Source organism: Streptococcus sp. HF-1907 (assembly GCF_015594605.1).
In the GTDB taxonomy this organism is placed as follows: domain Bacteria; phylum Bacillota; class Bacilli; order Lactobacillales; family Streptococcaceae; genus Streptococcus.
Genome location: NZ_JADNQT010000005.1, coordinates 34,027 through 46,662, shown reverse-complemented (window position 1 = coordinate 46,662; position 12,636 = coordinate 34,027). Strand labels below are relative to the sequence as shown.

Genomic DNA, 12,636 nt, shown 5'->3' with positions numbered 1-12,636 from the left:
AGTGCCAGGTTATATTTTGATAGTGTGAGGATTAGAATTTCTCAGCAGTATCTACCCTTGACCTGTGCTGGCATCTTTTTATACTTATGATAGGAGAAGCTATGGAATTAAGGCGACCTCGTTTAGAAGATAGGGCGACAATTTTGGAGATGGTTGATGAGTTTAAGCGTGCAGAGAGTGCTATGGATGGCGGTTTTTTTCGGTCAGATATGAATTTTGAGAACTGGCTTCAAAGTTTACAGGAGGCTGAGATGGGCCTTAGTATACCAGACGGCTTTGTGCCCTATATCCAGCTTGTTTCATTCGATGAGGCTGGTCGTGCCCTAGGATTTCTCAACCTACGCCTTCGACTCAATGAAGCTTTGCTAGAACACGGCGGACACATTGGCTACTCCATTCGACCAAGCGAACGTGGTAAGGGTTACGCTAAAAAACAATTACAATTGGGTCTTGCTGAAGCGAGATTGAAAAATATAAAGAAGGTGCTCATGACTTGTCATCAGACTAACGCTGCCAGCCGAGCAACGATTTTAGCAAATGGTGGTGCTTTTGAAGATATTCGCAATGACACAGAGCGTTATTGGATTAAAAATGATTAAGTAGTGTCCAAGTGATTATGCTATTAGAGAGTGAGTGGAGGTGCCTCGTGCAAGGTTGACTTTCCGAGCGCTCTCTTTCTTTTGGGAGGAAAAATGACTGAAAAATTATGGAATACACCGAAACCAGGTGAATGGAAGAGCGAGGAGCTAAGTCAAGGTCATGTCATGGACTATAAGGCCTTTAATTTTGTGGATGGAGAAGGTGTACGTAATTCCTTGTATGTTGCAGGTTGTATGTTTCACTGCATGGGGTGCTACAATAAAGCGACTTGGTCTTTTAAAGCCGGCATTCCTTACACTCAAGAATTAGAAGAGCAGATTATGGCTGACTTGGCGCAGCCTTATGTGCAAGGCTTGACACTCCTAGGAGGTGAGCCTTTTCTCAATACAGGAATTCTCTTGCCCTTAATTAAACGTATCCGCAAGGAATTGCCAGAAAAAGATATCTGGTCATGGACCGGCTATACTTGGGAAGAAATGATGTTAGAGACTCCAGATAAGCTTGAAATGCTATCCCTAATTGATATTTTGGTTGATGGTCGTTTTGACAATAGCAAGAAGAATCTCATGCTCCAATTTAGAGGCTCTTCTAACCAACGCATTATTGATGTGCAGAAATCATTGGCCAAAGGTGAGGTTGTCATTTGGGAAAAATTGAATGACGGTGAGCAAGCTTTTGAACAAGTGAAGCGTGATGATTTGATTTAGAAAATACTTGTCCACAACTTGTGCATAAGTTTATAGAAAATGTTGACAGAAAAGTTGACGAGGAAATAGGATAAATAAAGGAGATAGGAAGACTGCTTAACAAGCAAGTAAAGTAGGGAAAGGAAATTTAGATAGTTTATGAACAGATTATCCCCTAACTATCCCCACAGTTATCCACAAGTTGTTAATAACTGTTTAAAAATAGTGGATAGGGTAAAAAGCTTGATATAACAGCCTTTCTTTGAAAATTAATACGTCAAAAAGCAGCTATCTTCTGATAACTGCTTTTTTTTAATTGTGGAAAACTGTGGACAAGTGTGACATCAATTGATTTCTTTAGTGAAAACTAAAAGTTTTGTCTGGGAGAGTTTGTCATTGTAGCGAAAGCCATTAAATTCAATCATTTTGAGGTCATCTAAGTTTTGACAATCATTTTTTAAAGCTTGGGTTAAAAATTGCCCACGAGCTTTTTTAGAAATAGTAGAGTGTGTCTTGGTTTTTCTGTCTTGTATTTCTTTAAACTGAATACTGGTGAGTTGCTGACGTTTCTGTGGTGAAAAAACATCTTCGAATTCACTGGAAAGAAGGGAGATGACTGTGTCTTCTGAGGTCAATGCTTGGTCATAATCTGGACGCCAAAATTGCTTGAGCGATGCCCCGTCGATCTTTAGCTTCGTATTGAAATCAAGGCGGTGAGGAGCGATGGGGGTCATCGCTGGAATGACACCATAGAGTGCAGAGGTAATGAAAACTTTTTGGTCAATGTTTGCCAAATCTGTTAAGAAATCTCTGTCCATATTGCGGTACATGAGCCCGTTAAAGAGTTTGAGGGCAGGAAAATAGTTTGCCTCTTGTTTTGCTAGGCTTCGCCAGCGCAGTGCTTCTTTGGCAGCAGATTCAGCTTTTATTTTATAGACTTCTTCTAATTCTGAAGATGATAATTTTGCTGTAGTTTGAGCAATTAAATTGCTTTTTTCAGTCTGAAAGTGCTGGCTGACTGGTGACAGCTCTGCCATTTCCTTAGCGGTTGGGATTAAAAATTTAAGCATACAGCTATTATGAAAAATCCAGGCTCTTCTGTCAAGTAATCGCTAGTTTTCTAGAATAATTTTAGTCTGAAGCCCATTGAAATCTTCCAAAGTTGCGGCTTGTTCGCTCTCTTCAAGAATAGTCATTTGATATAGTTTAGCTTTTTTGAGACTGGCTTGAAAAAGAATAGGATCGTTATAGGCGATGACCATATGATTAAAGCCTTTTTGTCCTTCTTGGCGTTTGCCTAGATTAGGCCCAGTCCATTGATTGAAGGCTAAATGGTGATGATAACCTCCAGAAGCGATCCAGCTAGCGCTAGGAATGGAGAATTTGTCCTCAAATCCAAAGACTTTTTGATAGAGTTTAGAGGTCTTGTCCGCATCGTTAACATTGAGGTGAATGTGTCCGATACGTGTTTCGGAAGGTAGAATGAACTTGTCAGTGACGTTGACAAGATTGTCAACCAAACTTTGCGCATCTAATTCCTCAGTCACTCCGACAATTTGTCCATTATCGCGGATATCCCATTCAGAAACAGGCTTATCACGGTAAATTTCGATACCGTTGCCTTCAGGATCGGGAAGGTAAATAGCTTCGCTATAGCCATGGTCAGCCCCGCCTTCAAGGGGAACATTATTGATGACAAGATGGTGAAGGGCAAGCCCCAAAGTATTACGATCAGGGACGAGAATGGCGGTATGGTAAAGCCCAGCTAATTGTTGGCTATGGTCATCATTTTTTTGAAGAATAAGTTGCGCTTCTTTCTTGCTACTGCCGAGGTAAATTTGTTCATCAGTCGCTTTTACGACGGTAAGTCCCACCATTTCAGTATAGAATTTAGCCATGCCTTCGAGGTCATTAACATTTAGGGTAATAGATTTTAGGTAGTGGTGTGCTTGATAGGGATAAGTCATTTGTTGTCTCCTTTGTACTAATTAGTAATAATATTTTAACGCTAAACGCCAAGAAAAGGAACAAATTTGTTTAGGATTTTTCTAAAATGAGTAGATGACATAGATGTCAACAATCTTGTCAATTTAGTTGATGATATTTTGACATCACTGTCAAGATACTTCAGAAAATATTTACGCTAGTTTCTGAAATAGTAACCACAATTTTCAGAAATGTCAAATTCACTATTTTCATGGCTTTAAGTCAATTGTTGCTGGATCGAAATCATGTTATAATAAGGCTGATTAGCAACGTCAATGTTAGGTAGACACTTAGGAGGTTTTTGATGTTGAGAATGATTTTTAGTGATATCGATGGAACATTGATTAATAGCGACTTTGTGGTGACCGCAAAAACCAAGCAAGCTATACGCCAAGCAGTTGAGCAGGGGATAACATTTGTTCCTGTTTCGGCTAGGATGCCTGAGGCTATTCAGCCGATTATTGATACGATTGGGGTGACAACGCCGATTATTTCCTACAATGGTGCCTTGTTGCAAAATCAAGCAGGAGATACGCTAGCTTCAAGTCCTATGTTGGGTCAGGAGGCTTTTACACTTTGCCGTTTAATTGAGGCGGACTATCCAAAGATTGCTTGGAACATTTATAGTTTTCACGATTGGTATGCTTGCAACCGACAAAATGATTGGGTCAAACGCGAAGAAGGGATTGTTGGAGTGACTTCGACAGAGGCAGAGCTGGATGATTTAGCAGATTTGGCTTTTGTTCATAAGGTTCTTTTGATGGGAGATCCAGCTGAGATTGCTCCTTTGGAATTGACCTTGAAAGCTAAGTTTTCTAACCTCTCAATTGCTAAATCTGCACCTTACTTTATTGAAATTATGGCTCAAGGTATTAAGAAGGGGCAGGCTGTCGCCCAATTAGCAGAGCTAGAAGGGGTTGCCTTAGCAGACACCATTGCTTTTGGGGACAATTTTAATGACCTAGACATGCTAGAAACGGTGGGACAGGGCTATGTCATGAGCAATGGACCAAAAGAAGTTCAAGAAGCCATCGGTCATGTGACGGACGACCATAATAATGATGGAATTGCTAAAATACTACTAACTTATCTAGAAAATTGAAGCTGATTTCCATTGTTTAAATTATCAGAATTTTACAAAACAGTGTTGACAGTTATAAAAAATAAGAGTATAGTATGTTTAACCATAAATCAAGGAGAAAAAAATGCTAGAAAAACAGTCTGTTGAAGAGCAACTGAATTCTTATTATTACTTTAGTTTCTTTAGATAGACGTTTTGTAACCTTGTGGATACAAACGTCGTACGCAAGTTTGTATCTATGAGGCTAGAGCATTTTATAATGAACAAAAGCCGATTAGATAAGAAAAGTCTAGTTGGTTGTGTCGACAAAATGTAATTTTATACATTTTAACCAACTAGTGCTTGTTGTCTAGTTGGTTTTTTGTTTGCTATAGTCGTTTAGATTATCTTTTATTGCTTAGAGAAATCGGTTCGCCGTATTCAAGTACAGCCTTTCCTCATTGCCTTGTACTAAAAGCAAACTAAACGATTATACAAAAAGATTTATGAAGAGAAAAATTAAAAGAGGTAGACTGATGAAAAAAATGTGGACGGCTCTAATGAGTCTTGCACTGGCTGTGCTTGTTTTAGCAGGCTGTGCTAGTTCAAAATCGAACACTAAGACTGTCAATGTCGGTATTTTACAATACGTTGAACACCCGTCGTTGACAGCGACACGCAAAGGTTTCATTGCTCAATTGAAGCAAGAAGGTTATGTGGATGGTAAAAATATTAAGATTAACTTTGAAAATGCTCAAGGTGACCAATCGAATTTGCAGACCATCTCGACTAAGCTGGTATCAGATAATGACTTAGTCTTGGGGATTGCAACACCTGCAGCGCAAGCTTTATCAAACACATCTAAAGATACACCAATTCTTTTCACTGCTGTTACGGACCCGGTCTCAGCTAAATTGGTGAAAACAATGAAGGCGCCATCTGGTAATGCAACGGGAACAAGCGACATGTCTCCGATTAACAAGCAAATCGCTCTTCTTCAAAAAGTGATGCCTAACGTTAAAAAAGTGGGTATCATGTACACAACAAACGAGCGTAACTCTGAGGTTCAGGTCAAGGAAGCTGAGAAAGTCTTCAAATCTAAAGGGATTACGACCATCACTAAGGGGATTTCATCAACCAACGATGTGCAGGACACGGCTAAAAGTTTGATGAGCCAAACAGAAGTGCTCTTCATTCCGACCGATAACATGATTGTATCATCTATCAATCTTGTCACAGACCTTTCAAAAGAAATGAAAATTCCTGTTGTTGGTGGTTCTGCTGATGTTGTTGATAAAGGGGTTCTCTTTACTTACGGTGCCAACTATGAGGCTCTTGGTCGTCAGACGGCTAAATTGGCAGTGCGTATTATTCAGGGTGAGAAAGTTAGCAAAGTTGCAGCTGAGTACCCAGATACTTTAGACGTTGTTGTCAATAAAGATATGGCTAAAACACTTGGTATTGATGTGAGCTCAATTGAAACGGCATCAAAAGCATCAACATCAAAAACAAGCAAAGCTAAAGCCCCTAAAACTGCAAAAATTGCTATTGGACAAAAGAAATCAAGCAAATCTTCAAATTCCTGGGGTGATGTTATCTTATCAGCTATTTCACAAGGTCTCTTGTGGGCAATCATGGCTATCGGGGTTTTCATTACTTTCCGTATTTTGGATATTGCAGACCTTTCAGCCGAAGGCTCATTCCCACTTGGTGCTGCGACAACGACTATTTTGATTGTTAATGGTACAAATGCACTTATTGCTACTATTCTTGGTTTGGTGGCTGGTATGGCAGCTGGTGCAGTGTCTGGATTCATGCACACTAAGATGAAAATTCCAGCGCTTTTAACAGGGATTATTACCCTCACGGCCCTCTATTCTATTAACCTGCTTGTTTTGGGCTCTGCCAATGTTTCACTTTCAGGGAAAACGACGCTTGTAACCATGATGATGTCTGTTTTGGGCTTGTCAAAACTTTACTCAGTCATTCTCCTAGGTGTAATCTTCGTTTCCCTTGTTATACTCTTGCTGGTTGTGCTTTTGAATACTCAACTTGGTCTTGCCCTTCGTGCGACAGGTGACAACTTAGATATGGGGGCTGCCAATGGTATCAACGTCAACCGTATGAAGATTCTTGGTTACATGATTTCTAACGGACTTATTGCCCTTTCAGGGTCACTTTTAGCGCAAAATAATGGCTACGCGGATATGAACATGGGTACTGGGACAATCGTAAACGGTCTGGCTTCTATTATCTTGGCGGAAGTTATTGTTAAATACCTTCCACTTGGTAAACGCCTCTGGTCAATTGTACTTGGGTCAATCCTATACCGCTTGGTCCTTGTTATCATTCTTGCTATGAATGTGGATGCTCAAATGTTGAAATTAGCGTCAGCTATTCTTCTAGCAATTATCCTCTATGTACCAGAAATCCGTAAGAAACTCAACATTCGACCTTCAAAAACCTTGACACCAGGAGGTAAAAACTAATGGCTTTACTATCATTACAAAATATTCATAAGACTTTTGAGCAAGGTACTATCAATGAAAATCCGGTTCTTCGTGGCCTTGATTTGGATATTGAGCAGGGGGATTTTATCTCTGTTATCGGAGGTAACGGTGCTGGTAAATCAACGCTCATGAATTCTATCGCGGGAGTTCTTCCGATTGATGAGGGAGACATTCTATTGGATGGGCAATCCATCAAGAAGGCTTCAGTTGCTGCTCGGTCTAAGGACATTAGCCGTGTTTTCCAAGATCCTCGTATGGGGACGGCGACAAATTTGTCTATTGAAGAAAATATGGCTATCGCTTACCGCCGTGGTAAGAAGCGCAGCTTTTTCAAAAGATCAGTGACTGAAGAAGAACGCCAAATTTTCAAAGAAGCCTTGATTGAATTAGGTTTGGGGCTTGAAAATCGGATGAAAACAGATGCTGCCTTTCTATCAGGCGGTCAGCGTCAAGCTTTGACGCTTTCAATGGCAACCTTGGTTCGTCCCAAAATCCTTCTTTTAGATGAACATACGGCTGCGCTGGATCCAAAAACCAGCGACATGGTCATGAAATTGACCAAGAAATTGGTTGAAGAACAGCAATTGACAACGCTTATGATTACCCACAACATGGAACACGCCATCGAATACGGTAATCGCTTGGTCATGCTCTATCATGGTAAAATCGTCGTCGATGTTAAAGGCGAAGAGAAGAAAAAACTCACTGTGGCTCAGCTTATGGAACTCTTCCATAAAAATGCTGGAGAACAATTGAATGATGATGCCCTTGTTTTAGGGTAGAAATGGGAACCACTAGTATTATCGGGTGCTAGTGGTTTTTGTATAATCTATTCTTTTTTCTTGACTATTTCTGACCAAGTGATAGAATAGATTTTGTAAGTTAGCACTCTTAATGTATAAGTGCTAAAAAATCTTTGCCGTCAATGGAGGAGCTAGTTCTAGTACTGCTAGCGAGCTTGCGAGCGACATTGCCAGGTAAAGAAAAATCGAAAAATAACTGGTATGGAGGCAAATATGTTGAAACCATTAGGCGACCGTGTGGCCGTGAAGTTTGAAGTTGTAGAAGAACAGACAGCGGGTGGCTTTGTCCTTGCTGGTAATACGCGTGAAGCGACGAAAAAAGCGACAGTTGTCGCAGTCGGTGAAGGTATTCGTACCTTGACTGGTGAATTGGTAGCGCCAAGTGTTACTGCTGGTGATGTGGTCTTGGTTGAGGCTGGTGTTGGTGTTGACGTTAAAGATGGTGATGATAAAGTGACCATCGTTCGTGAAGCTGACATTCTTGCTGTCGTGAAATAATGAGAAAGGGTTGATAAAAGATATGGCAAAAGATATTAAATTTTCATCAGATGCCCGCACAGCTATGGTGCGTGGAGTCGATATTTTAGCAGATACAGTCAAAGTAACCTTAGGCCCTAAAGGTCGTAACGTGGTTTTGGAAAAAGCTTTTGGCTCACCCCTTATTACTAATGATGGTGTGACTATCGCTAAAGAAATTGAATTGGAAGACCATTTTGAAAACATGGGTGCTAAACTCGTATCAGAAGTGGCTTCAAAAACTAATGATATCGCTGGTGACGGTACAACTACGGCAACTGTTTTGACACAGGCTATCGTCCGTGAAGGCTTGAAAAACGTAACTGCAGGTGCCAACCCAATCGGTATCCGTCGCGGAATTGAAACAGCGACAGTCGCAGCAGTCGAAGAACTTAAAGCAATTGCGCAGCCTGTTTCTGGCAAAGAAGCTATCGCTCAAGTTGCTGCCGTGTCATCACGTTCTGAAAAAGTTGGTGAGTACATCTCTGAAGCTATGGAGCGCGTGGGTAATGACGGTGTTATCACTATCGAAGAATCCCGTGGTATGGAAACTGAGCTTGAAGTGGTTGAAGGGATGCAATTTGACCGTGGTTACTTGTCTCAATATATGGTCACTGACAATGAAAAAATGGTTGCCGACCTTGACAATCCATACATCTTGATTACTGACAAGAAAATTTCAAATATCCAAGATGTTCTTCCATTGTTGGAAGAAATCCTTAAAACCAATCGTCCGCTTCTCATCATCGCTGATGATGTGGATGGCGAAGCCCTACCAACACTTGTCCTTAACAAAATTCGTGGTACTTTCAACGTTGTTGCGGTTAAGGCACCTGGATTTGGTGACCGTCGTAAAGCCATGCTTGAAGACATTGCTGTTTTGACAGGTGGTACAGTTGTGACTGAGGATCTTGGTCTTGACCTTAAAGATGCGACAATGGCTGTACTTGGTCAAGCAGCTAAAGTGACTGTGGACAAAGACTCAACTGTCATTGTTGAAGGGGCTGGTAGCGCTGATGCGATTGCTAACCGTGTTCATCTTATCAAATCACAAATTGAAACAACAACCTCTGAATTTGACCGTGAAAAATTGCAAGAGCGCCTAGCCAAATTATCAGGTGGCGTTGCAGTTATCAAGGTTGGTGCAGCAACTGAGACTGAGTTGAAAGAAATGAAACTCCGTATTGAAGATGCCTTGAATGCAACTCGCGCTGCTGTCGAAGAAGGTATCGTAGCCGGTGGTGGTACAGCTCTTGTTAACGTTATTAGTAAAGTAGCTGCACTTGAACTTGAAGGTGATGATGCAACAGGACGCAATATTGTCCTTCGTGCGCTTGAAGAACCAGTTCGTCAAATTGCCTACAATGCTGGTTATGAAGGCTCAGTTATTATTGATCGCTTGAAACAGTCTGAAGTTGGTACAGGATTCAACGCTGCCAACGGTGAATGGGTTGACATGGTTGCCACTGGTATCATTGACCCAGTTAAGGTAACTCGCTCAGCCCTTCAAAACGCCGCTTCAGTCGCTAGCCTTATCTTGACAACAGAAGCAGTCGTTGCCAACCAACCAGAACCCGCTACTCCAGCGCCAGCAATGGACCCATCAATGATGGGCGGGATGATGTAAGGGGAAAGTTTCTAGTTACCAAAAGTAGCTGAAAAACTACGCTAGTCGCTATGGCGGGACTAGCTATCCTTCTTACCGACACAAAGAGGAAGTCGATATTGCTTCCTCTTTTTTGTGTCGTGAGAGCAATTCTTGCAACTAAACTACTGCGAGGGGGAAAGATTTCTAAATCAGGTTCTGTCTACTTCCCTTACTAACTAAAAAGGGATAGCTTTTATCGGCTATCTCTTTTTGTGCGTCTAGGGTGCGCAAAAAGCCATCCACCACTAGGTGAACGGCTCTTAACAATTAAGCATTAATAATGTCTGGGTTCCAATCAGCCAGGTTACGGTAATAGCTAGCATGGGCTGCGCGGTAGTAAGGAACCAACCAAAGGAGCCCAATACCAAGTGTGAATAGGCTTAGGATGTACCAACCGATGAAGCTGAGGTCAAAGATGAAAAGGTCTAATTTGTGACCGTCCATTAACTGACGTGATTTGGTGATAGCTTCGGTTGGTTGAATGCTACGTCCTTGGCGATTGAGGTCATCGATGATGTAGTCAGACATGGCGTATGCATAGCTTTTAATGATTCCGGGAACGACTAGCAGTAGACTCCAAAGGAATAGAAAGACTGTTTTTAAAAGCCAGTTAATCAGCACCGGTAAAAACCGTCCTTCGGTGACGCCTGAAAAAAGGGCTGAAAAAATGTTATCATCTTTACGCTTATCAATAAAGTGAAGGAAGGCTAGCGAGTATCCGACTTCTAAGATTCCAACAATAATGGTCCCAAAACCAGTAGTAATGACTTCAAGGATACCACCAACAACAAAATAGGCAAGTCCTAGTAAAACAGCCCAGCTCCAGTTGCCAGCTAGTTCTTCTCTGGCTTTAGCTTTAATCATAACACGATTCATAACATCATCTCCTAAATCTTCTTTTGTATTATTATAACACTACAAAAGTAAAAAGGCAAATTGAAAGGTCATTGTTTGACAAAATTCTGTCATCATTCTATCAATAAAATAAGGTATAATAGAGAAAACGTTATCAGGAGGTGCCAGATGAGGAGGTTTTTCAAGAAAAAATCAGTTAAGCTGACAGGAAGTACTCTGTTGGTTTTGTTACTGATTTTAGGAGCTTGGGGTAGTTTTTATTTTTCCAAGGGTCAGGTTATTCATCGCTTTGTGCAGGCGCGTTCTAGCAAGTCTGGAGCTGCTTTTGAGAATATCAAGGGATTTCTAGTCTGGTCTGACACAGGGGAGCAGATTACCAATGATGAGGCTAATTATGCTAGTTTCACGGCTCTCAGCAAGTCCAAAGCGCAAGCGATTGGCGATAGCCTAAAAACCGCTGATAGCTCGAGTTCGCTCTACATCAAGCGCGTGGGGCGTCGTTTTGGGATTTTTCCAGATTATAAGGTGGCCATGCGGCCAATGAGCTTGACGCTGAAAACGAATGTCGCCAAGATGGACCTTTTGCTCAATCAGAAAAAGGTAGCGACGACTGACTCTGACAATTATAGCATCACACTGAAACGTTTGCCAGTGGCTGATTATGAGGCGACTCTTGAGGGAACGCATGATGGCAGGAAGATTAAACTCAGTAAGTCTTATAAGGGCAAGTCTAGTACGATTGATTTATCAGTGACCTTCAAGACTTTTACGGTGACTAGCAATTTAACAGACGGCGAGCTTTATTTTGGCGAAAATCGTATTGGGACTTTGGCTGAGGGGACTTATCAGGTCGAAAATTATCCCATCACCAGTGCAGCTAAAGCTGTAGTGAAGAAAAATTTCTCAGATGGTGTTTTGGAGTCGCAAAAGAAAGCTGTTACAGAGATTTCTGACGGTAGCAGTGTGGCTCTAGATGCTGAAAATCTGCTTGACCAGGCGACGGCTGGTCAGTTGGTTGTTTCAGCATTTGACCAGCTCGTGGTTTATGTCACCTCTGGTCGGGACGCTTCTATGGTCTCTAGCTTGTTTGAAGCTGGCGCTAGCAATGCCTTTTACAAAGGTCTCAAAGAAAGTGTCAAGGCAAAATTGACGACAGACAGTCGTAAGGCAAGTCAGCTCACCATCCCTAATATTGTCTTGACCAGCTTGAATCAGGTTGGGAAGGCTTCTTATCGGCTGGGCTTTGATGCGACCTATAATTTTTATTATGACAAATCAACGGATACGAAGAAAAACACTTACGGAAATATCGTGCAGAATCTGTCTGGTAGCTTTACGGTTAAACGGTCGGACACAAGCTATCGTATCACTAATTCTGGTGGTAATTTGACAGTAAACAGCGAGGACAATCAGATCAAGGCGGATGAGACTAAAGAGAAAGAATTGACGAGTTTCCCAGACCAAGTAATTGGTAGTTGGAAGCTGACACTCGATGACCGTACGGTGACCATGACCTTTGCTAAAGATGGCACGGTGACCAAAAAAGTCGACTTTAAAGATGATAAGCAAGAAGATAAAACAACGACGGCTAAGGTGACCAAATTGACTCAAAAGGCGGACAATCTGTACTTGTACGCTTATGAAGATAGCTCGGATGTTTCTACTTTCATCCCTGACGGGGGAATCGGCGGAGCAGGTGTCAAATACGCTTATGGCCTAAAAATTGATGGCGATAAAATCAAACCAGTAGTGTGGCAGGCAAATATAACCGATGATTTTGACTATACAAAACCATTGGGAGGCAAGTTTCTCACTAAAGAATAAACGAAGTGCGCTGTAAATCAGTGCACTTTTAACTATTGCAAAATAAACTGCCCCACTTTTGCCACAATCTTACCTCGCTTTGACCGAACATGGGTTTGATAAAGACGATATACTAGACTCATCAAATATAACAAATCGAAAGCGAGAA

General features: G+C 41.5%; 11 protein-coding genes. 8 read left to right on the top strand and 3 right to left on the bottom strand.

Annotated features, from left to right (window positions below):
* Positions 1 to 101: 101 nt before the first annotated feature.
* Positions 102 to 599, top strand: coding sequence for a GNAT family N-acetyltransferase (locus tag IYQ92_RS04470; RefSeq protein ID WP_195675537.1), 498 nt, complete (start codon positions 102 to 104; stop codon positions 597 to 599).
* 93 nt (positions 600 to 692) lie between these two features.
* Entirely contained in the window at positions 693 to 1,307 is a 615-nt protein-coding gene (gene nrdG, locus IYQ92_RS04465; RefSeq protein ID WP_195675536.1) for an anaerobic ribonucleoside-triphosphate reductase activating protein, read from the top strand.
* 323 nt (positions 1,308 to 1,630) lie between these two features.
* Here the strand turns inward: nrdG and yaaA are convergent, their stop codons facing one another.
* Positions 1,631 to 2,356: a peroxide stress protein YaaA gene (gene yaaA / locus IYQ92_RS04460; protein WP_195675535.1), complete on the bottom strand. Its 726-nt coding sequence runs from the start codon at positions 2,354 to 2,356 to the stop codon at positions 1,631 to 1,633.
* Positions 2,357 to 2,398: 42 nt separating this feature from the next.
* Positions 2,399 to 3,253, bottom strand: a complete 855-nt coding sequence (locus IYQ92_RS04455) for a VOC family protein (protein WP_195675534.1) — start codon at positions 3,251 to 3,253, stop codon at positions 2,399 to 2,401.
* Positions 3,254 to 3,576: 323 nt separating this feature from the next.
* Between IYQ92_RS04455 and IYQ92_RS04450 the strand changes: the two genes are divergently transcribed.
* The 5 genes from IYQ92_RS04450 to groL all read left to right on the top strand — a co-directional run bounded on the left by IYQ92_RS04450 (position 3,577) and on the right by groL (position 9,788).
* Positions 3,577 to 4,374, top strand: a complete 798-nt coding sequence (locus IYQ92_RS04450) for a Cof-type HAD-IIB family hydrolase (protein ID WP_195675533.1) — start codon at positions 3,577 to 3,579, stop codon at positions 4,372 to 4,374.
* A gap of 494 nt (positions 4,375 to 4,868) precedes the next feature.
* A complete protein-coding gene (locus IYQ92_RS04445; protein WP_195675532.1) occupies positions 4,869 to 6,821 on the top strand; it encodes an ABC transporter substrate binding protein in 1,953 nt (650 codons plus the stop codon).
* Positions 6,821 to 7,624 (top strand): ABC transporter ATP-binding protein, encoded by an 804-nt coding sequence (locus IYQ92_RS04440; protein ID WP_195675531.1) that lies wholly within the window; start codon positions 6,821 to 6,823, stop codon positions 7,622 to 7,624. The genes IYQ92_RS04445 and IYQ92_RS04440 overlap by 1 nt, the downstream gene beginning before the upstream one ends.
* Before the next feature lie 234 nt (positions 7,625 to 7,858).
* A complete protein-coding gene (gene groES, locus IYQ92_RS04435; RefSeq protein WP_195675530.1) occupies positions 7,859 to 8,143 on the top strand; it encodes a co-chaperone GroES in 285 nt (94 codons plus the stop codon).
* A 22-nt stretch (positions 8,144 to 8,165) separates the two neighbouring features.
* Positions 8,166 to 9,788 carry a chaperonin GroEL gene (groL, locus tag IYQ92_RS04430; protein WP_195675529.1) on the top strand — a complete coding sequence of 541 codons (1,623 nt, stop codon included), beginning with the start codon at positions 8,166 to 8,168 and terminating at the stop codon, positions 9,786 to 9,788.
* Positions 9,789 to 10,076: 288 nt separating this feature from the next.
* Here groL and IYQ92_RS04425 read toward each other — a convergent pair whose 3' ends face one another.
* Complete coding sequence (locus tag IYQ92_RS04425) at positions 10,077 to 10,685, bottom strand: DUF975 family protein (protein ID WP_195675528.1); 609 nt, start codon at positions 10,683 to 10,685, stop codon at positions 10,077 to 10,079.
* Between the two features lie 147 nt (positions 10,686 to 10,832).
* Between IYQ92_RS04425 and IYQ92_RS04420 the strand changes: the two genes are divergently transcribed.
* Positions 10,833 to 12,488 (top strand): zinc ribbon domain-containing protein, encoded by a 1,656-nt coding sequence (locus IYQ92_RS04420; RefSeq protein WP_195675527.1) that lies wholly within the window; start codon positions 10,833 to 10,835, stop codon positions 12,486 to 12,488.
* Positions 12,489 to 12,636 lie beyond the last annotated feature (148 nt).